We start from the raw sequence: 19,532 nt of genomic DNA on the forward strand, positions 1-19,532 counted from the left end.
CGGCTGTCGCCTGCCCGAAAGCAGGCGACGCTTCGTTGTTTCAACCCCGCGTGCGACAAGTGGGTTCCGGGGTGCGCCGGTCAGCCGCTGTTGCGCAGGCCCGCGGCGATTCCGTTGATGGAGAGATGAAGACCCTCGACCACCTCATCGTCCGCATCCCCTGAACGGTGACGCTTCAACAGCTCGATCTGAAGATGGTTCAACGGATCGAGATAGGGAAAGCGATTGCGGATGGAACGGGCGAGCAGCGGATTTCCGTCAAGGAGCGCTTGCTGTCCCATGATGGCGAGCAGCGTCCTGATGGAATCCTCCCATTCGTGCCGGAGACGGGGAAAGATGGCCTGGCGCAGGGCCTCGTCCGCCACCAGCTTCGCGTAGCGCGACGCGATGGCGATGTTGCTCTTGGCGAGCACCATGTCCATGTTCGACAGCAGCGCCTGGAAGAACGGCCACTCGCGGTACATCTCCTGCAGCAGTGCGAGCCCGGTCTCGGGATGCTTCTCGACGAAAGCATTGACGGCGGAGCCGAAACCGTACCAGCCCGGCAGCATGAGACGGCACTGCGCCCATCCGAACACCCAGGGAATGGCGCGCAGGTCCTCGATCCGCCGGGAGTTCGTGCGCGAAGCCGGGCGGCTGCCGATGTTGAGATGGGCGATCTCGCCGATCACCGTGGATTCCCAGAAATAGCGCTCGAAACCTTCGGTCCCGTAGACGAGAGCGCGATAGGCCTCGTAGGCGCTCTCGGAAAGTTCCTCCATGGCGCCGAGATACTCGTTGCGCGGCGCGGATTGGCCCGAATGCAGCAGAGATGCCTCCAACGTGGCTGCGGCAAAAATCTCCAGGTTGCGCCGTCCGAGATCGGGGTTCGAGTATTTGCCCGCGATGACTTCACCCTGCTCGGTGATGCGGATGGAGCCCTGCACGGCTCCGCCCGGCTGCGCGAGAATGGCCTGGTAGCTCGGCCCTCCGCCGCGGCCGACGGAGCCGCCGCGCCCGTGGAACAGGCGCAGGCGGACGCCATGGCGCTCGAAAACGGCGACCAGTTCGGTCTCTGCCTTGTAGAGCTCCCAGCCCGAGGTGAGATAGCCGCCATCCTTGTTGCTGTCGGAATAGCCGAGCATGACCTCCTGCACCTGCCCGCGGCTGCGCAGGAGGCGCATGTAGTCGGGCAGCATGAAGAGGTCGTTCATGACGCGGCTGCAATTGCGCAGGTCCGCGATGGTTTCGAAGAGCGGAATGACGTTCACCGCCATGTCGCCTTCGTGCGGGCGAAGAAGACCTGCCTCCTTCAGCAGGAGAGCAACCTCCAGCACGTCGGACGGGTCGCTGGCCTTCGAGATTACGTAATTGGGAACCGCAGCCTTCCCGTAGCGCCGGTGCGCCTTTGCCGCTTCACGGGTGATGGCGAGTTCCGACGCTGTCTCCGGCGAGTATTCCAGGTAAGGAGACGTCAGCAACCGAGGTGTCCTGAGTTCTTCCAGCAGCAGATCGACCCGCTGCTGCTCGGCCAGCGTTTCATAGGCCGTGCCCGGAACGGCCTTCTCGAAGAGCTCACCCACCACGCGCTGATGCACGTCGGCGTTCTGGCGCAGGTCCAGGCTTGCGAGATGGAAGCCGAACACATCGACCGCACGGCGCAGGCGGCGCAGGCGGCCTCGTGCGAGAGTGCCCGAACCGTTCGACATCAGCGAGCGGTGCAGAATCGAGAGGTCCCCTGAAAACGCCTCGACGCTTTCATAGGCCGGCGCATCGCCCACGGCGTGCCGCGCGATATCCGCATGGCCGAACCCGGCGGCCGTCGCGGCCAGACGCGCATACATGCCTGTGATGGCCTTGCGATAGGGCTCGCTCTGCCGGTGCGGAGACTGATCGGGCGAGGCCTTCGCCAATTCATGAACCTGTTCGGACGCATTCACGTAATGCTCGTCGAGCGACAGCTCCGCGCCGAGACAATGCAGCTCCTCCAGATAGAATCCGAGGGCATGCTTGCTCTGCAGGCGCAGCGCCTGTTCGAGCGCATCGGCCGTGACGAACGGATTTCCGTCGCGGTCGCCGCCGATCCAGCTTCCCATGCGCAGGAAGGACGGGATCTCCATGCTCTGCCATTTGGGATCCATGGCCGCGAGCTGGTCTTCCAGCGAGGCGTAAACCCGCGGCAGCTCCTTGAAGAAGGTATAATCGTAATACGCGAGGCCATTCACGACCTCGTCGATCACCTTCAGGCGGTTGCGCCGCAGGATGCTCGTCTGCCACAGGGTGAGAACGGCGCGGCGGAGAGCCTCCTCCGACGCTGCCTCCTCCTCCGGCGTGAGCGCATAGCGGTCGCGCTGCGCGAGAACCTGGGAGATCTCCATTTCCCGGTCGATGGTGCTCTTGCGGCGCACTTCCGTCGGATGCGCGGTCAGGACCGGAACGATGAGGGCGGAGGCGAAGAAGGCCTGCAGCGTTTCCTGGCTGATTCCAGCCTCCCGGGCGAGCTTCAGGGCGCGGGCGAGCGTGCCCTCGCGCGGCTCCGGCGCGGCCATGGCATGGGCTCCCGCCACGGCGTGCGCGCGGGAGCGGCGCACGTGGTGCTGGTCCTCCGCGATGTTCGCCAGATGCGAGAAATAAGTGTAGGCGCGGATGATCTGGTTGGTGCGCCCCCGCGAGAGGCTGTCCAGGATTGTTTCCAGTTCCTGGCGCGCGGCTTCGTCCTCATCTCGGTGGAAGCGGATCGAGGTCTGGCGGATCCGCTCGACAATCTCGAAAACCGCCTCGCCCTCCTGCTGCCGGATCGTATCACCCAAAAGGCGGCCCAGGAGCCGGATATCGTCGCGGAGCGGGAAATCCTTCTCAGGCATGACGTCGGGATTGATGAGGGACACGGCGCGGCTCCCTGGTCAGGTCTTCATGCTGCACCGCGAAGTAGACTCCTCGCCGCCGCCGGCCGCAAGAGCAATCTTACGTGCCGACCGCCCAGCGGCCCGGATCGTCGCTCTGTCCGATCAGCGCCAGACCATAGGCGATCGACTCGAACTGGTCCGCCGACGCCAGCCGCTCCTCGCCGAAGCGCTCCGCGAAGAGGCGGCGGATCGCGGGGACGAAGGAGGTTCCCCCGGTCAGAAACACCCTGTCGACCTCGGTTGCCGAAATGCCGGATCGGGCGATCGCTTCGTCGACCGTCGCCGCGATCCGCTTCACGTCGTCCATGATCCATTCCTCGAAATCCGCGCGGGTGATCGTCGCCTCGATGTCCACGCCCTCGGCCTTGAAGCGGAACTCCGTCTCCTCCCCGTTCGACAGCGCCACTTTCGCGGCGGACACGGCGCGGTAGAGCGCAAAGCCCAGGTCGTATTCGATGATGTCGATGAATTTCTCCAGCGGCTCGGGCTCGAGCGCCACTTTCGCCAGTTCGCGCAGCTCCTTCAGATCCCCGCTGCCTTTCATCATGGCGAGCTGGTTCCAGCGCGCGAAATTGGCGTAGTAGTGATTGGGAATCGACAGAGTCTTTCCCATGGACCGATAGAGCCCGCCCTTGCCGAGCCGGGGCGAGACGACGTGATCGACGATGCGGTAGTCGAAAGCATCGCCGGCGATGCCGATGCCCGAATGGCCGAGCGGCTCCGCGCGAAGCACGCCGCTCGCGCGGGAGAACCGCATCACCGAGAAGTCGCTGGTGCCACCGCCGAAATCCGCCACCAGCACGGTGGAATCGCGATCGAGCCCGCGCGCATAGAAGAAGGCGGCGCCGACAGGCTCGTAGACATAGCGCGCATGATCGGCCCCGAGCTTGCCGAACGCCGCGCGGTAGCGCTGCATGGCGAGATCGTCGTCCGGATTGTAGCCGGCGAACTGCACCGGCCGGCCGATCACCACGTTGCGCGCGCCCCAGTCCAGCCGCGATCCGCCATGGCGCACGAGCGTGCGCAGGAACGTGCTCAGAAGATCCTCGAAGCGATAGCGGTCACGGAAGATCCGGGTTTCCTGAAAGGTCGCGCTCGCCGCGAAGGTCTTGAACGACTGGATGAAACGGTGCGGATCGAGCCCCTCGAGGAACTGCTCGATGGCCCAGGGCCCGCCCTCGACCTGGGTCTTGAGCCCGTTGCCGTGGCGCTCGTCCCAGAAACAGAGGGCCGTGACATAGACTTTCAGGGTCTCGCCGCCGTGATCGAAGGTGATCGCCTCCACATGCCCGTGCGAATCGGCGACCGCCACGACGGTATTGCTGGTTCCGAAGTCGATGCCGATGGAAAGATCTTGGACAGCGGACATGGCGGACCCGGCTCAAAGGGGTGGAAGGGCCGGATGGTCTATACGGCTCATTCCCGGGAGCCAAGAGGATTTTGACGGATCTTCGCCCGATCTTTCCCTAGGGGCACTGCGACCCCGGAGCTGGGGATAGGCCGTTGACCCCGGGGGCCAGCACCCCGTAGAAGCCGCACCTTGTCTCATTTCGGAGAGGTCCATGCTATCCATCGGCCAGCGCATCGCGAGCGAACTGAATGTTCAGGAATGGCAGGTCAAGGCGGCGGTCGAGCTGCTCGACGGCGGCGCGACCGTGCCCTTCGTCGCGCGCTATCGTAAGGAAGTTACCGGCACTCTCGACGACGCACAGTTGCGAACCCTGGAAGAGCGGCTGCGCTATCTGCGCGAGATGGAGGACCGCCGCAAGACGATCCTCGACAGCATCCGCGAGCAGGGCAAGCTCACGGACGAGCTGGCGCTTCAGATCAACAACGCCGATACCAAGGCGCGCCTCGAAGACCTCTACCTCCCCTACAAGCCCAAGCGCCGCACCAAGGCCCAGATCGCCAAGGAGGCGGGGCTCGAACCGCTCGCCGATCTCATCCTCGCCGAACCGCAGCGCGACCCGAAGGAGGCCGCCGCCGCTTTCGTGAACGCGGACAAGGAGGTTGCGACACCGGAAGCCGCGCTCGAGGGCGCGCGCTCCATTCTCGTGGAGCGTTTCGCGGAAAACGCGGAACTTCTTGGCGCGCTTCGCGAGATCTACTGGGAGCGCGGCAGCCTCACGTCCAAGGTGCGCGATGGCAAGCAGACGGACGGCGCGAAGTTTTCCGATTACTTCGACTTTGCGGAGCCGCTCCCGAAACTTCCCTCCCATCGCATTCTCGCGCTCTTCCGCGGGGAGAAGGAGGAAATTCTCGACCTACGCATGGAAGAGGACAAGGATGCGGCCGAGCCCGGCTATGTCAGCCGCTACGAGGGCCGCACGGCTCTCGCGTTCGGCATCGCCGATCAGGGCCGCCCCGGCGACAAGTGGCTTCTCGACACCGTGCGCTGGGCCTGGCGCACGAAGCTGCGGTTCTCCATCGAACTCGACATGAAGATGAAACTCTGGCAGCTCGCCGAGGACGAGGCCGTGAAGGTGTTCGCCGGAAACCTGCGCGATCTTCTGCTCGCGGCGCCCGCCGGCACGCGCCCGACACTGGGCCTCGATCCAGGCTATCGCACCGGCGTGAAGGTGGCCGTGGTGGACGCCACCGGCAAGGTCGTGGCGACGGATACGATCTATCCGCACGAGCCGAAGCGTCAGTGGGACGAGTCCCTTGCGACCCTCGCGCGCCTGTGCCGCGTGCACAAGGTCGAGCTCATCGCCATCGGCAACGGCACCGCCTCGCGCGAGACCGACAAGCTCGCGGGCGAACTCGTGTCCAAGCATCCGGACCTGAAGCTCACGAAGATCATGGTCTCGGAAGCCGGCGCCTCCGTCTACTCGGCCTCGGCCTATGCGAGCCAGGAACTGCCCGATCTCGACGTCTCGCTGCGCGGCGCGGTCTCCATCGCACGCCGCCTGCAGGACCCGCTGGCGGAACTGGTGAAGATCGATCCCAAATCCATCGGCGTCGGCCAGTACCAGCACGATCTCGCCGAGTACAAGCTCTCCCGCTCGCTCGACGCGGTGGTGGAGGATTGCGTGAACGCGGTGGGCGTCGACCTCAACACCGCGTCCGCGCCGCTGCTCGCGCGGGTATCAGGTCTCGGCGAATGGGTCGCCAAGAACATCGTCACGCATCGCGATGCCAAGGGTCCGTTCAAGACACGCAAGGCTCTCACCGAAGTGTCGGGCCTTGGCCCGAAGACCTTCGAGCAGGCCGCGGGCTTCCTGCGCATTCCGAACGGCGACGATCCGCTGGATGCCTCGGGCGTGCACCCCGAAGCCTATCCGGTCGTGCGCCGCATCCTCGAAGCGACGAAGAGCGACATCAAGATTCTGATCGGTAACGGCGGCGTTCTGAAGAAGCTCAATCCTCAGAGCTTCACGGATGAGAAATTCGGCGTGCCGACGGTGAAGGATATCCTGAGCGAATTGGAGAAACCCGGTCGCGATCCGCGCCCCGAGTTCAAGACCGCGACCTTCATGGACGGCGTCGAGAAGATCAGCGATCTTCAGCCCGGCATGATGCTGGAAGGCGTCGTGACCAACGTGGCCGCCTTCGGGGCGTTCGTCGATATCGGCGTGCACCAGGACGGATTGGTTCACATCTCCGCCCTGTCCGAGACCTTCGTGAAGGACCCGCGCGACGTGGTGAAGCCCGGCGACATCGTGAAGGTGAAGGTGCTCGAGGTCGATATTCCGCGCAAGCGCATCTCCCTCAGCATGCGCATGAGCGATCCTGCCGAGAAGCGCCCGTCCGGCCGCCAGGACGACAATCGCGGCGCTTTCCAGAAGCACCGCTCGCAGAACGAGAAGAAGGCGTCCGCGCCAGTCGCATCGGGCGGAGGAGCTCTCGCCGATGCCCTGCGCCGCGCCGGAATGGCGTCAGGCTCCGGCAAGGACAAGAACACCCGCCGCTGATCATCAGCTCAGACTGGATCAGTCAGTTCCCGGCCCGCGCAGCCTCAAAACCTGCGCGGGCCTTTTTATGCGACATGCAATGATCGACGGCGTCAGCGAGAGAAGCGGGACAGCGCGAAAGCGGAGATGTCGATCTTGCTGGTTCCGTCGATCATGGATTGCGCGGCCACTTCGCCGATGGCCGCCGAATGCTTGAAGCCGTGGCCCGAGCACGGCGACACGACGAGAATGCGCTCGCTCTCCGGATGCCGGTCGATCAGGAAGTTGGAATCCGGCGTGATGGTGTAAAGGCACGTCACGGCGCGCACGGCATGAGGGCGAAGTCCTTGAACCCGTCCGGCGAGATGCGTCTCGTACATGGCCGCGGATTCAGCGGGCGCCACGCCCCGCTCGACCTCGTCCGGATGCACGAAGGCGTCATATTGCTCGCCCGCCGTCTTGATCGCATTGCTGCCGCTCAAGGCCGGAAAGCCGTAGAAGAAGTCGTTGGGGTTCGGCCCATGCCCCCAGGCGAAGACGGGGCTTTGCGACCAGTACCCGGCGTAATCCGGATCGACCTCGAACCAGTGCATCACCTGGCGGGCCGGCGACAGCAGCCGTGCGAACTGAGCCCCCAGAAGCGAGGGAGCCCAGGATCCGGCGGAGACGATCGCCTGCCCGGCCAGGATCTCCCCCTGGTCGGTGACGACCCTCACATTGTCACCCTCCGGTGACACGGAGACCACGCGCGCTCCGAGCTGCGTCACTGCCCCGAGAGCCCGGGCAAGCTCGAGCTGCACCGCGACGCACCGCTCCGGGTTGAGATAACCGCCGCCCGGCTCGAAATAGCCGATTTCGTCCTCGCCGGGCATGAATTGCGGGTAACGCCGGCGGATCTCCGCCGCATTGAGCATCTCATGAGGAATATCGAACGCGACGGCGGCCCTTCGCGTGCGCTCCAGAAAGGCCGAGCGGATGACGCCGCTGGACAGGGGCGTGCTCGACCCCATGATCAGGCATCCGTTCTGCACGAGAAGCCGCTCTCCGGTCTCGGCCTCCAGCTCCTTCCAGATCTCGTTGGAGCGCAGGACGAGCGGCACGTAGACTTCGCCTTCTCCGATGGCCTGGCGGGTGATCCGCGTCTCGCCATGGGTCGAGCCCTGATCGTGAGGGGGAGAGAACCGGTCGATCCCGACGGCCTTCACGCCGCGTTTCGCCAGCTGGTAGAGCGCAGCCGAACCCATGGCGCCGAGGCCGACGACGACAATATCACACGATTGAGGAAGGCTCATTGAAGGTAAGGTCCCTGGTTTTTTCCATTCCAACCAGAATCGACCTTCTGCCGCAAGGTCACTGCCGCGAGGTTGCGCCCGGGCCGTAGGACGGCCCTGGGGGGCTCAGCTTGTGTTACAGGACAATCTCCCTTAGAAGCTTTTGTGTCTCACGGGGGGCCTCACAAGGGGCTGAGAGGCGGAACGGCCGCCGACCCGTCGAACCTGATCCGGGTCATGCCGGCGGAGGGAATGAGCATGCGACATCGCAGCCGAAACTGCGCCCCGTGCGAGTTGTGCCGCCAACCCGGCCTGCATCATGCATGGGAGCAATCTTGATGTTACGCCGAACTCTTCTCACCCTCGCCTCGCTCGTCCTCGCGGCGAATGCCGCCTTCGCGCAGGGCAAGCCCGTCCTCACGGTCTACACCTACGGCTCGTTCGCCGGGAAATACGGCCCGGGCAAAACCGTCAAGGAACGCTTCGAGGCGACCTGCGGCTGCGAGCTCACCTGGGTCACCGCCGAGGACGCGGGAAGCCTCGTCGGGCGTCTGCGCCTCGAAGGCGCCGATACGAAGGCCGACGTGGTCCTCGGCCTCGACGTGAACCTCGCGGCGGAAGCCAAGGCGCTCGGCGTCTTCGCGCCGCACGGCGTGGAAGTGAAGGATCTGGCGCTGCCGATCGCGTGGAACGACGATACCTTCGTTCCCTTCGACTGGGGCTACTACGCCTTCGTCTACGATTCCGACAAGCTCCCCAATCCGCCGAAGAGCCTCAAGGAACTCATCGAGAACCCGAACGGCCCGAAGGTGGTGCTGCAGGATCCGCGCACCAGCGCGCCCGGCCTCGGCTTCCTGCTCTGGATGCAGAAGATCTATGGCGACAAGGCGGGCGAGGCCTGGACCCAGCTGAAGCCGCGCATCGTCACCTTCACCAAGGGATGGTCGGAGGCCTATGGCCTGTTCCTGAAGGGCGAGGCGGACATGGTGATGTCCTACACCACGTCTCCGGCCTACCACATCGTCGTGGAGAAGAAGAACAACTACAAGGCCGCGATCTTCTCGGAAGGGCACTACATGCAGGTGGAGATCGCCGGCATGACGCGCACGACCAAGCAGCCCGAGCTCGCGAAAAAGTTCATGGCCTTCGTGCTCAGCGAGCCTTTCCAATCGGCGATGCCGGAAGGCAACTGGATGATGCCGGCCAAGACGCCCGCCGCGGGCCTGCCGGCCGCGTTCAAGGATCTGCCCCAGCCGCAGAAGGCCCTGCTCTTCACGCCGGAGGAGGTGCAGCAGAACCGCCGCGCGTTCACGGACACATGGCTCAACGCCACCGCGCGCTGACCGCACCGCGATGACGAGAACGCTGCCCCAGCCCGGAAGCCTCGTGGCGTTTGCCCTCCTGGCCCTGGTTGCGGGCGGCTTCATCGCCCTGGCGGCCGTCGGAGGAGAGAAGCCGACGCTTCTCTCCATCGGCCCCTATCTCTGGCGCGTCCTGACCTTCTCGATCGTCCAGGCCTCGCTTTCCACTCTTCTCTCGCTCATCCTCGGCGTCGCCCTGGCGCTCGCGCTGGCGCGACGCCGCTTTCCGGGGCGCGGCGCAGCTCTGGCCTTTCTGGGCACCACCATGGTGATCCCCACCATCGTCGCCGTCTTCGCAGTCTTCGCCGTCTACGGACGAAGCGGATGGGCCGCGCAGCTCCTCTCGTTCTTCGGATGGACGAACGGCTTCAGCATCTTCGGCTATCCCGGCATTCTGATCGCGCATGTGTTCCTCAACGGGCCCTTCGTGGCGCGCATTCTGCTCGATTCGCTGAGCCTCGTTCCCGCCGAGCATTGGCGCCTCGCATCGGCTCTCGGCTTCACGCCGGCCCATATCTTCCGCCATCTCGACTGGCCGGTGCTGCGCGCGGAGCTTCCCGGACTTGCGGGACTCGTCTTCCTGCTCTGCTTCAAGAGCTTCGCCATCGTGCTGGCGCTGGGCGGGGGCCCGAGCCGCTCGACCCTCGAAGTCGCCATCTACGAAGCGCTCAAGATCGATCTCGATTTCGGCCGCGCGGCCTGGCTCTCGCTGATTCAGCTCGTCATCTGCCTGACGCTGACGGGCATTCTCAACTGGGCTCTGACGCGCCCTCCGTCGGCCCATACCATCCGGGGCCTGGTCCAGCGCCCCGACGCACGCAACAGAAGCCTGAAGATCCTCGATGCCGCCATCCTCGGTGCGGGAGCGCTCTTCATCGCGCCTCTGGCGCTCAGCTTATTGAGCGGACTGAGCCACATCCTCGCAGTCATCGACTCGGACCTCGTGCGCGCCTTCGCGACGAGCATGATCATCGCCCTCCTCGCCGCGACGATCGCCTGCCTTCTCGCGCTCGCCCTCGCATCGGCCGCACGGCGGTGGCGCGTCGTTCGCCGCTCGCCGCGCATCGCGGCCTTCTATGACTTTCTGCCCAACACCCTGCTGGCCATTCCACCCTTCGCCCTGACCGCGGGCCTGTTCCTGATCGTGCGGCGCTTCGTCGATCCCTCCGCTGCGGGCCTCATTCTTCTGCCCCTGATCAACGGACTCGCCGCCCTTCCCTTCGCCTATCGTTCGCTCGCGCCGCGTCTCCTGACGGCGGAGGAACGCTACGGCCGGATCGCCGCGTCCCTGGGGCTTTCCGGCGTGAACAAGCTCGCCATCATGGACTGGCCCCTGCTCAGGCGGCCCTTCGGCGCCGCCTTCGCGCTGGCCATGGCCCTGTCCTTCGGAGATTTCGGAATCATCGCCCTGTTCGGCGGGCAGGATCTCGTCACGCTGCCCTATCTCCTCTTCGAGCGTCTCGGATCGTACCGGCTCGACGAAGCCTCGGCCATCGGCCTCTTCATCGTCCTCGTCGCTTTTCTCCTCGCTCACGTGTCAGGCCGCCTGTCTCATGCTGGTGATTGAAAACTGCCGTCTCACATGGCCGGATTTCACGGCCGACTACTCCATGAATGTGGAGAAGGGCGCGCTGTGCGCCATTGTCGGCCCCTCGGGCGGCGGGAAGACCACGCTGCTGCACATGATCGCGGGCTTCGAGACGCCGGAGAGCGGCACGCTCGCCTTCGATGGGATCGATCTGCTGCCGCTCGAACCCGCCAAGCGGCCCGTGGCGATCGTCTTTCAGGACCATAATCTCTTCCCGCATCTTTCGGCGGCGCAGAACGTCGCCTTAGGGATTCGGCCGTCCCTGCGCATGTCCGAAGACGAGACCCGTCTCATCGGCGAGATGCTGGATGCCGTCGGCCTCCACGGCTTCGGCGCGCGCAAACCCGGCGAGATGTCGGGCGGGCAGCGACAGCGCGTGGCCTTGGCCCGTGCCCTCGTCTCGGGACGGCCGATGATCCTCCTCGACGAGCCTTTCAGCGGCCTCGATCCTGGCCTTCGCCGCGACATGGTCCGCCTCGTCGACGATCTGCGCCGCCGGCGCCCCGTTACGATCCTCATGACGATCCACACCCCGGAGGACGTCGCCGATCTCGCCGACCAGATGGTGTTCGTGGCCGGCGGCAGGGTCGTGGCGTCGGACAAGCCCTCCGTCATTCTCGGCGGCGCCCTCGCCTCTCGAATCGCCGCCGCCGTCTCTGAGACCTGAGGCGCGGTATACCCCGCATTTCATGACCGATCCGGAGCGCCGGCCCCGAAAGGCCTGGGTATGGCTTTGCCCCGCCCCTTCCCCAACTGGATATTAAGTGGCATCATACCAGTCCGGTCTTCCGCTTTCCTGAGAGTTCTCTTCCCCTATGAGCATTCCCCTCTTTCTCGGCATCGACGGCGGCGGCACGAAATGCCGGGCGCGGCTGCGGGATGCGGATGGGACCCTGCTGGGTGAAGGCTCCGGAGGCCCTTCGAACATCCGTCTCGACCCCGATCTCGTCTGGAACTCCATTCTGACCGCCTGCCGGGAGGCCCTGGCCCAGGCGGGTCTGCCGGAAGAGGTCCTCGCATCCGCGCATGTGGGCATGGGGGCCGCCGGCGCGGGGCAGGCGAGCGCCGTCGAGCGGCTTTTGTCCCGTCCGCACCCCTTCGCCTCCTTCGCCATCGACACGGATGCGCACACCGCCTGGCTCGGCGCCTTCAATGGCGGCGACGGCGCCATTCTCATCCTGGGCACGGGCTCCTGCGGGTATGGCGGCGTCGGCGGGCAATGCCGCTATGTGGGCGGCTGGGGCTTCGAGATTTCCGACGAGGGCAGCGGAGCCGCCCTGGGACGCGAGCTTCTGCGCCGCTGCGTCTGGGCGCATGACGGACGGATTCCCTCTACGCCGCTTTCCGACGCGCTGCTGGCCGAGTTCCGCAACGATCTCGAGGTGCTCGTCGATTGGGTCGGCACCGCGCGCCCGGGCGATTATGCCCGCTATGCGCCCCTCGTGTTCGACTATGCCGGCCGGCGAGATCCGCTCGGCATCGCGCTGGTTCAGGACTCCGCCGCCGGCGCCACGCGCATCGCCACGCGCCTGCTGGAACTCGGCGCGCCGGCCCTGTGCCTCTTTGGCGGCCTGGCCGAACCCCTGCGCCCCTGGATGCCGCCGCCGGTTCAGCAGACGATCGTGCCTCCGCAGGCGGATGCCCTGGACGGCGCCATTCTTCTCGGACGAAGCGCCGCGCCGGGGAGACCGGCATGAGCGAGCATGCGACGGCGGCTCTCGCCCTTCCCGTGGACGAGACCAATCCCACGCCGCTCTATCTGCAGCTTCAACAATCCATCGAGGATGCGGTCCGCAAGGGCACCCTCAAGGCGGACGACGCCCTTCCCGGCGAGCGGGACCTCGCGAGACAGCTCGGCATTTCCCGCGTCACCGTGCGCAAGGCCATTACCGGACTGGTCAAGAAGGGCGTGCTCGTTCAACGCTGGGGATCGGGCACCTTCATCGCGCCCCAGATGCGGCTGGAGCAGCCGCTCTCGCGCCTGTCGAGCTTCACGGACGACATGTCGGCGCGCGGCCTGCAATCCTCCGCCGTGCTCCTGAGCCGCTCCACGGGAGCCGCCTCGCCCGATGAGTTGATGGCGCTGGGCCTCTCTCCCGGAGAAACGGTGAGCCGCGTCAATCGTCTGCGCATGGCCAACGACATTCCGATGGCGATCGAGCACGCGGTGCTCCCGTCACGATTTCTGCCTGATCCCGGCCTCGTGAAGCAGTCGCTCTATGCGGCGCTGCACGAGCACGGCTTCATGCCGGTTCGCGCATTGCAAAGGCTGCATGCGGTGCTGCTGAACGAGGAACAGGCCTCGCTGCTCCACGTTCCACCCCAGAGCCCCGCCCTCTATATCGAGCGGCGATCGTTTACGGCGGCCGGCGAGGTCGTCGAGTTCACCTCGTCCTATTACCGGGGCGATGCCTATGATTTCGTGGCCGAGCTGACCATCAGCCAGCCCGAGCGGATTCAACATGATGCCTGACCAGAACTCCTCCGCCATGACCGCCATGCTGACCGAGGCCCGCGAAGCGCCTCAGGTCGTGGCGCGCCTGCTCGACAGCAACGCGCCCCTGTGCCGGGAGCTCGGCGCGCGCCTGCGCGCATCGCCGCCGCCCTTCGCCGTGACCTGCGCGCGCGGCAGCTCGGACAATGCGGCGACCTTCGTCAAATACATGCTCGAGATTCACTCGGGCCTCGTCACGGCCTCCGTCGGCCCCTCGGTGACCTCGGTCTACGAAGCCCGCCCGCGCATGCGCGACGCGCTCTTTCTCGCCGTCTCGCAATCAGGCCGCAGCCCCGACATTCTCAACCTCGCCCAGGCGGGGCGCGACGACGGAGCCCTGACGGTGGCGCTCGTCAACGATACCACCTCGCCGCTGGCCTCCACATGCGAAGTCGTGCTGCCGCTCCATGCGGGGCCCGAAAAGAGCGTGGCCGCGACGAAGTCCTTCATCGCCGCGCTCGCCGCGGGCTTCCAGCTCGTCGCGCATTGGTCGCAGGACAAGGAATTGCTGTCGGCTCTCGACACCCTGCCGGACGTGCTCGCGAAGGCCGCCGCCATCGACTGGTCGGCCGCGCTTCCAAAGCTGTCCGAGGCCAATAACCTCTTTGTCGTCGGGCGCGGCGTCGGCTTCGCGGTCGCGCAGGAAGCGGCCCTCAAGCTGAAGGAAACGTCCGGCGTTCACGCGGAGGCCATGAGCGCCGCCGAGCTGATGCACGGCCCCTGGACCCTGGCGGGCGATCACTTCCCGATTCTCGTCTTGAGTCAGCGCGACGAGACCTTGAGCGGCGTGAACGATCTCGTCACGAAGCTCAACGATCAGGGCGTTCCCGTCGTCGTGGCGGGCGCAGCCGAAGGCCCGGCTGCCGTCATGCTGCCCTCGGTCGAGAACGTTCATCCCTATCTCGCTCCGATCGCCATGATTCAGAGCTTCTATCCGCTCGTGAATGCGATCGCTCTGGCGCGCGGGCGCAACCCGGACAATCCCCCGCGTCTGCGCAAGGTCACGGAGACGGTCTGATGCCTGTTGCCCTCACCGGCGCGCGGATCTTCGATGGAACGCACATGCTCGAAGGCCGCGCCGTGGTCATCGAGAACGGCCGCATCGTTGCGCTCCCGCAGGAGCGCGACCTCGGCGCAGGGCTCAAGCGCCGTCCGGTGACGGGCCTGCTCGCTCCCGGCTTCATCGACGTTCAGGTGAATGGCGGCGGCGGCCTGATGTTCAACGACCTGCGCAGCGTGGATTGTCTCAAGACCATCGCCGCCGCCCATCGCAAATACGGCACCACGGGCCTGCTGCCCACCTTCATCACCGACACCCGGGACAAGATGGCGGAGGCCGTGGAGGCGATGCGGGCCGCTCTGGCGGCCGGCGTTCCGGGCATCCTCGGCATTCATCTCGAAGGCCCCTTCATCAACCCGGTGAGGAAGGGTGTCCACAACGCCGACTTCATCCGGCCTCTCGAGGACGAGGACCTCGCCATCCTCACCTCCCTGAAGGAAGGCCGTACCCTCGTGACGCTCGCGCCCGAACGCAACGGCATGGAAAGCATCGCGCGGCTGGCGGCAGAGGGCGTGCTCGTCTGCGCGGGGCATACGATGAGCGATTACGCCACCGTCATGGAAGCCTTCCGCCACGGCCTCAGGGGCTTCACGCATCTCTACAACGCCATGCCGCCGCTCGCCGGGCGCGACCCCGGACCGGTGGGAGCGGCCCTCGACAATCGCGACGCCTGGTGCGGCCTGATCGTGGACGGCCACCATGTGAGCGACGCCGCCCTGCGGCTTGCCATCGCGGCCAAGGGCACGGAGCGCATGATGCTGGTGACCGACGCCATGGCGGTGACGGGCACCGACATGAAGACCTTCGATCTCCACGGCCGCACGATCTACCGCAAGGACGGCAAGCTCACCACGGAGGACGGAACGCTCGCAGGGTCCGACCTCGACATGGCATGCGCCGTCCGCAACAGCGTGGAGCGGCTCGGCCTCGGTCTTCCCGACGTGCTCCGGATGGCCTCCCTCGTTCCGGCCGCCTTCCTGAGGCTCGACCACGAACTCGGGCGCATCGCCCCAGGCTATCGCGCCGATCTCGTGCTGCTCGACGAAGGCCTTCACGTGCAGGACACGTGGATTGCGGGCGAAGCGTCGGCCTAAGCGGTCGTGTCCTTTTCGTAAAAGACGAAGCTGCGCTTGCGTCCTGCGAAGTCGCGCTCGTACTCGCGCGCCACGCGCCAGCCGTGACGTTCGTAGAAGCGTCGCGCACCGTAGTTGTCGCGGAAGCATTCGAGGCTTTTCGCCCCCTGGGCTTCTGCCTCCGCGAGGAGCTGCGCGCCCCCGCCCCGCCCGTTCGCGGCCGGATCCATGAACAGCATGTCGATGTGTCCGTCGGTCATCAGCAGGAAGCCCGTCACCTCGTTCCGCTGCACGGCGACCAGCATGCGCGGCCAGGAGGATGCGAAGCGCTGCGCGAAGAGGGCTGCGTCGCGCGTCGCGAGAACATCCTGCTCCAGGATCGCCGAGAACGCGGCGCGATAGGAACGTTCCGCGACCTGAGCCAGGATCGGCACATCCTCGGCCCTCGCCTGCCTGACGATCACGCCTGACCTCTCAGCCGGGGGTCGAGCGTATCGCGCAGGGCGTCGCCCAGAAGATTGAAGCCGAAGGACAGGAAGAGGATCGCGAAACCGGCGAAGATCGCGCTCCAGGGCGAGAGCATGAGGAAGTTGCGGCCTTCCGAGAGCATGAGCCCCAGGGACGGAGTCGGCGGCTGCGTGCCGAGGCCGAGGAAGGAGAGCGAGGCCTCCACCAGAATGGCGGCGGACAGCAGAAGGCTCGTCTGGACGAGAATGACCGAGGCCAGGTTCGGCAGGATATGCAGGAAGATGATGCGCGCGTCGGAAGCGCCGATGGCGCGCGCTCCGGCGACGAACTCGCTCTCGCACAGGACGAGGGCGGGCCCCCGCAGAAGCCGGGCGAAGATCGGCGTGTAGACCACGGCGATGGCGGCGGCCGCGCTATAGGTGTGAGGCCCGAGGACGGCGATGATGCCGATCGCCAGCAGCATGACGGGAAAGGCGAACAGCACGTCCATGACGCGCATGATGATCCGGTCGAGCCAGCCGCGATAGAAGGCTGCCACGAGCCCGAGCGCTCCGCCCGCGACAAGAGCGATGCCGACGGCGAGAACGCAGGCGATAAGCGACGTGCGGTAGCCGTAGAGGATGCGCGTGAGCACGTCCCGGCCCAGCTGGTCGGTGCCGAGCCAGTTGAGTTCGCTCGGTCCCTTCAGGCGGCGCGCGACGCTCTGCGCCATGGGATCGTAAGGCGCGATCAGAGGGGCTCCAACTGCGAGAAAGAGTTGGATCGCCACGAGCACCACGGCGAAGGTGAGGAGTTTGTTCTTCGTGATTGTGCCAGCGAGAGACTTCACCACGGCTCAAGCCCTCACGCGCGGATCGACGAGAATGTAGAGGAGGTCGACCAGAAAGTTCACCAGCACGAAACCCGCCGTCACGACGAGGATCGTGGCCTGAATCAAAGGATAATTGCGTTCGGCGATCGCGCCGAGGATCAGTCGGCCGAGGCCGGGAATAGCGAAGACCTGCTCCACCACGATGGCGCCGCCGAGCAGATAGCCCGTCATGATGCCGACCGAGGTCAGGAACGGGATCAGCGCGTTGCGCAACGCATGCTTGTAAACCACGCTCCGCTCCGGAAGGCCCTTGGCGCGCGCCGTGCGGACGTAATCCTGCCCCAGGGCATCGAGCATGGCCGAACGCACGAGGCGCGAGAGATTGGCCAGGATCGGCAGGGCGAGAGCGATGGAGGGCAGCAGCATGCGCTGGAGATTGCCGACGGGATCCTCGGAGAACGGCACATAGCCGAGCGATGCGAAACTCGGCGCCCAGGCGGCGAGCAGAAGGATCATGACGATGCCAAGCCAGAAGGACGGAATCGTGAGCCCCGCGATCGCCCCGATGCGCATGGTGACGTCCGCAGCGCCGCCGCGCGTCTGCGCCATCAGGCAGCCGACGGGAACGGCCAGCACCGCTCCGAGCGTGAGCGACAGGAGCGTCAGTTCGAGGGTGGGCCACAGATGCAGGAGGATTTCGGCCGAGACCGGGCGTCCGGTCCAGAGCGACGTGCCGAAATCACCCCGCAGGGCCGATCCCGCCCAGAGCAGATATTGCTCGATCACGGGACGGTCGAGGCCGACGCGGCGGTTGAGCTCCGCCATGCGCTCGGGCGTGATCTCGGTATTCGCCCCCAGCATGATCGCCACCGCGTCGCCGGGAATCAGGCGGATCATCAGGAAGACGATGATCGACACGCCGAAGAGAACGATGACGAGATCGATCAGACGTGCGAGCAGAACGCGGCTCATCGGGGACAGGCTCTCCTGAAAAGAAAAGCACCGGCGCAGCCCGAACGGGCCGCGCCGGTGCGTGGACAACGATCAGTAGGACGCGCCGCGCAGCATCATGAGCGAGCGGTTCGGCATCACGTCATAGCCCTTGAGCTTGTCGTTCATCGCCGAGAACAGCGTGCCGTAGGTCAGATGCGCTACCGGCCCGGCGCAGGCGAGCTTCTTCTGCACCTGGTCGTAGGCCTTCTTGCGCTCGGTCTGATCCGACAGGGTGCGGGCCTTGTCGAGCAGGCCGTCGATCTCCGCGTCCGAAAACTTGAACACGTTGGTCGAGCCGCCCGTGCGGAAGGTGCGGTAGAAATATTCGTCCGGATCGGGCTGGCCCGCATTGATGGAGGCGAACATGTCGAAGTTGCTGTTGCGCCAATCCTGGATGAACTGGCCCTGCTCCTGGTTGACCAGCTCGACCTTGAAGCCCGCCTTGTTCAGCTGCTCCTGCACCACTTGGGCGATATCCTTGATGTCCTGGCGCGGCAGAACCTTCATGGAGACGGCGACCGGCATCGCGACGCCCGCTTCCTTCAGAAGCGCCTGGGCCCTCGCCGGATCGGGCGCGTAGCAGCCGAACTCCTTCACATCCAGCGCCCAGGACTTGAGCGCCGGCGACAGCGGCCCGCCGGGCACGCCCGCGCCGAAGAGCGCCGCGTCCACGATCTCCTGGCGGTTGATGGCGTAGTTGACGGCCTCGCGCACCTTCGGGTTGTCGAAGGGCGGCTTCGACACGTTCATGCCGATCAGCGTGTAGGCGAGATCCATGGTCTCGGCGAGCTTCACGTTCGGCTTGCCCTTGAGCTGAAGCGCCGTCGCCGCGTCGATGTTCGGCAGAAGGGCGTATTGGCCGTTGGTCAGGCCCACCTGACGGGTGGCCGATTCGGGCACGATGTTGAACTTGAGCCCCGAGAGCTTCGGCAGCCCCTTCTCCCAATATGCATCGTTCTTGGCGAGAAGAATGTAGCCGTTCGGCTGCCATTCCTGGAACTTGAAGGGGCCGGTCCCCACGGGCGCCTTCTGGAGCGCGTCCTTGTTGGTTTCCATGGCGCGCGGCACGATGGCGATCACGGAGAGCGAGCTGAGAAGCGCCGCGGACGGCTCCTTGAGCTTCAGCTCCACGGTCTGCGCGTCGACGGCGTTGGCGCTTTCCACGGCCGAGAGGCGGCTGGCGAGGGGCGAGGCCATCTCCTTGCTCAGGAGACGCTTCACGGAGGCGACCACATCCGCGGCCTCCATGGGCGAGCCGTCGTGGAATTTCACGCCCGGGCGCAGCTTGAAGGTGTAGGTCTTGCCGTCCTCAGAGACGGTCCATGATTCGGCAAGGCTCGGAACGATCTTCAGGTCCTTGTCGATGGCGGTGAGGCCCTCGTAGATGTTGCCGTTCACCACCATGAAGCTCGGAAAGGCCGTGATGAGGTGAGGATCGAGGCCGGTGGGGCCGTTGTCCGCCCCGATTTCCAGAACCTGTGCCGAGGCGGTTGTCATTGCCGCCACCATGAAGCCCGCGCTCACCATGCCGCGCAGCGTTGACCTGAACATGCGTCTTTTCTCCCTTGGAAGCCGCGGGGAATTTATAGAGGAGCTTCCAGGCTCTGTCATGGTCCAATATCATACCTCTCTGGA

At 65.7% G+C, this 19,532-nt stretch carries 15 protein-coding genes and 1 riboswitch; of the genes, 8 read left to right on the forward strand and 7 right to left on the reverse strand.

All coding sequences use genetic code 11. The annotated features are described in order from the left end of the window. Positions 1-80: 80 nt before the first annotated feature. Together ppc and ACS5Q0_RS04150 are read right to left on the reverse strand one after the other, a co-directional pair. Positions 81-2,843 carry a phosphoenolpyruvate carboxylase gene (gene ppc, locus ACS5Q0_RS04145; RefSeq protein WP_473125499.1) on the reverse strand — a complete coding sequence of 921 codons (2,763 nt, stop codon included), beginning with the start codon at positions 2,841-2,843 and terminating at the stop codon, positions 81-83. A 100-nt stretch (positions 2,844-2,943) separates the two neighbouring features. Further along, positions 2,944-4,254 (reverse strand): Hsp70 family protein, encoded by a 1,311-nt coding sequence (locus tag ACS5Q0_RS04150; RefSeq protein ID WP_473125333.1) that lies wholly within the window; start codon positions 4,252-4,254, stop codon positions 2,944-2,946. 193 nt (positions 4,255-4,447) lie between these two features. On the opposite strand from ACS5Q0_RS04150, the gene ACS5Q0_RS04155 reads away from it, so the two are divergent. Further along, the gene (locus ACS5Q0_RS04155) at positions 4,448-6,799 is read left to right on the forward strand and encodes a Tex family protein (RefSeq protein ID WP_473125334.1); all 2,352 of its coding nucleotides are present in this window, start codon (positions 4,448-4,450) and stop codon (positions 6,797-6,799) included. Between the two features lie 92 nt (positions 6,800-6,891). On the opposite strand, the gene solA is transcribed toward ACS5Q0_RS04155, so the two are convergent. Beyond that, positions 6,892-8,070, reverse strand: coding sequence for an N-methyl-L-tryptophan oxidase (solA, locus tag ACS5Q0_RS04160; RefSeq protein ID WP_473125335.1), 1,179 nt, complete (start codon positions 8,068-8,070; stop codon positions 6,892-6,894). 142 nt (positions 8,071-8,212) lie between these two features. Then, positions 8,213-8,319: riboswitch (TPP riboswitch) on the forward strand. 68 nt (positions 8,320-8,387) lie between these two features. On the opposite strand from solA, the gene thiB reads away from it, so the two are divergent. The 7 genes from thiB (at position 8,388) to nagA (ending at position 15,646) form a co-directional block, all read left to right on the forward strand. Continuing rightward, positions 8,388-9,392 carry a thiamine ABC transporter substrate binding subunit gene (gene thiB / locus ACS5Q0_RS04165; RefSeq protein WP_473125336.1) on the forward strand — a complete coding sequence of 335 codons (1,005 nt, stop codon included), beginning with the start codon at positions 8,388-8,390 and terminating at the stop codon, positions 9,390-9,392. Positions 9,393-9,435: 43 nt separating this feature from the next. Further along, positions 9,436-10,977 (forward strand): ABC transporter permease subunit, encoded by a 1,542-nt coding sequence (locus ACS5Q0_RS04170; RefSeq protein WP_473125337.1) that lies wholly within the window; start codon positions 9,436-9,438, stop codon positions 10,975-10,977. Continuing rightward, a complete protein-coding gene (locus tag ACS5Q0_RS04175; RefSeq protein WP_473125338.1) occupies positions 10,964-11,665 on the forward strand; it encodes a thiamine ABC transporter ATP-binding protein in 702 nt (233 codons plus the stop codon). The genes ACS5Q0_RS04170 and ACS5Q0_RS04175 overlap by 14 nt, the downstream gene beginning before the upstream one ends. Before the next feature lie 148 nt (positions 11,666-11,813). Beyond that, positions 11,814-12,695, forward strand: a complete 882-nt coding sequence (locus ACS5Q0_RS04180; protein ID WP_473125339.1) for a glucosamine kinase nucleotide-binding domain-containing protein — start codon at positions 11,814-11,816, stop codon at positions 12,693-12,695. Continuing rightward, positions 12,692-13,471, forward strand: a complete 780-nt coding sequence (locus ACS5Q0_RS04185) for a GntR family transcriptional regulator (protein WP_473125340.1) — start codon at positions 12,692-12,694, stop codon at positions 13,469-13,471. Before ACS5Q0_RS04180 ends, ACS5Q0_RS04185 begins: the two co-directional genes overlap by 4 nt. After that, positions 13,461-14,510: an SIS domain-containing protein gene (locus tag ACS5Q0_RS04190; RefSeq protein WP_473125341.1), complete on the forward strand. Its 1,050-nt coding sequence runs from the start codon at positions 13,461-13,463 to the stop codon at positions 14,508-14,510. The genes ACS5Q0_RS04185 and ACS5Q0_RS04190 overlap by 11 nt, the downstream gene beginning before the upstream one ends. Further along, positions 14,510-15,646, forward strand: coding sequence for an N-acetylglucosamine-6-phosphate deacetylase (gene nagA / locus ACS5Q0_RS04195; RefSeq protein ID WP_473125342.1), 1,137 nt, complete (start codon positions 14,510-14,512; stop codon positions 15,644-15,646). Before ACS5Q0_RS04190 ends, nagA begins: the two co-directional genes overlap by 1 nt. Here the strand turns inward: nagA and ACS5Q0_RS04200 are convergent. From ACS5Q0_RS04200 to ACS5Q0_RS04215, 4 genes are all read right to left on the reverse strand, one after another. Then, positions 15,643-16,089, reverse strand: a complete 447-nt coding sequence (locus tag ACS5Q0_RS04200) for a GNAT family N-acetyltransferase (protein WP_473125343.1) — start codon at positions 16,087-16,089, stop codon at positions 15,643-15,645. The genes nagA and ACS5Q0_RS04200 overlap by 4 nt on opposite strands. Next, on the reverse strand, positions 16,086-16,925 hold the full coding sequence (locus tag ACS5Q0_RS04205) for an ABC transporter permease (protein WP_473125344.1): 840 nt from the start codon (positions 16,923-16,925) through the stop codon (positions 16,086-16,088). Before ACS5Q0_RS04205 ends, ACS5Q0_RS04200 begins: the two co-directional genes overlap by 4 nt. A gap of 3 nt (positions 16,926-16,928) precedes the next feature. Beyond that, positions 16,929-17,876 (reverse strand): ABC transporter permease, encoded by a 948-nt coding sequence (locus tag ACS5Q0_RS04210; RefSeq protein WP_473125345.1) that lies wholly within the window; start codon positions 17,874-17,876, stop codon positions 16,929-16,931. 72 nt (positions 17,877-17,948) lie between these two features. Further along, positions 17,949-19,448, reverse strand: coding sequence for an ABC transporter substrate-binding protein (locus ACS5Q0_RS04215; RefSeq protein WP_473125346.1), 1,500 nt, complete (start codon positions 19,446-19,448; stop codon positions 17,949-17,951). Positions 19,449-19,532 lie beyond the last annotated feature (84 nt).

It is taken from the genome of Microvirga sp. HS2 (assembly GCF_055792805.1).

Excerpts from the sequence above, each read along its gene's own strand:
- ppc (WP_473125499.1), bottom strand. The coding sequence starts at position 2,843 with ATGCCTGAGAAGGATTTCCCGCTCCGCGACGATATCCGGCTCCTGGGC.
- ACS5Q0_RS04150 (WP_473125333.1), bottom strand. The coding sequence starts at position 4,254 with ATGTCCGCTGTCCAAGATCTTTCCATCGGCATCGACTTCGGAACCAGC.
- ACS5Q0_RS04155 (WP_473125334.1), top strand. The coding sequence starts at position 4,448 with ATGCTATCCATCGGCCAGCGCATCGCGAGCGAACTGAATGTTCAGGAA.
- solA (WP_473125335.1), bottom strand. The coding sequence starts at position 8,070 with ATGAGCCTTCCTCAATCGTGTGATATTGTCGTCGTCGGCCTCGGCGCC.
- thiB (WP_473125336.1), top strand. The coding sequence starts at position 8,388 with ATGTTACGCCGAACTCTTCTCACCCTCGCCTCGCTCGTCCTCGCGGCG.
- ACS5Q0_RS04175 (WP_473125338.1), top strand. The coding sequence starts at position 10,964 with ATGCTGGTGATTGAAAACTGCCGTCTCACATGGCCGGATTTCACGGCC.
- ACS5Q0_RS04180 (WP_473125339.1), top strand. The coding sequence starts at position 11,814 with ATGAGCATTCCCCTCTTTCTCGGCATCGACGGCGGCGGCACGAAATGC.
- ACS5Q0_RS04185 (WP_473125340.1), top strand. The coding sequence starts at position 12,692 with ATGAGCGAGCATGCGACGGCGGCTCTCGCCCTTCCCGTGGACGAGACC.
- ACS5Q0_RS04190 (WP_473125341.1), top strand. The coding sequence starts at position 13,461 with ATGATGCCTGACCAGAACTCCTCCGCCATGACCGCCATGCTGACCGAG.
- nagA (WP_473125342.1), top strand. The coding sequence starts at position 14,510 with ATGCCTGTTGCCCTCACCGGCGCGCGGATCTTCGATGGAACGCACATG.
- ACS5Q0_RS04210 (WP_473125345.1), bottom strand. The coding sequence starts at position 17,876 with ATGAGCCGCGTTCTGCTCGCACGTCTGATCGATCTCGTCATCGTTCTC.
- ACS5Q0_RS04215 (WP_473125346.1), bottom strand. The coding sequence starts at position 19,448 with ATGTTCAGGTCAACGCTGCGCGGCATGGTGAGCGCGGGCTTCATGGTG.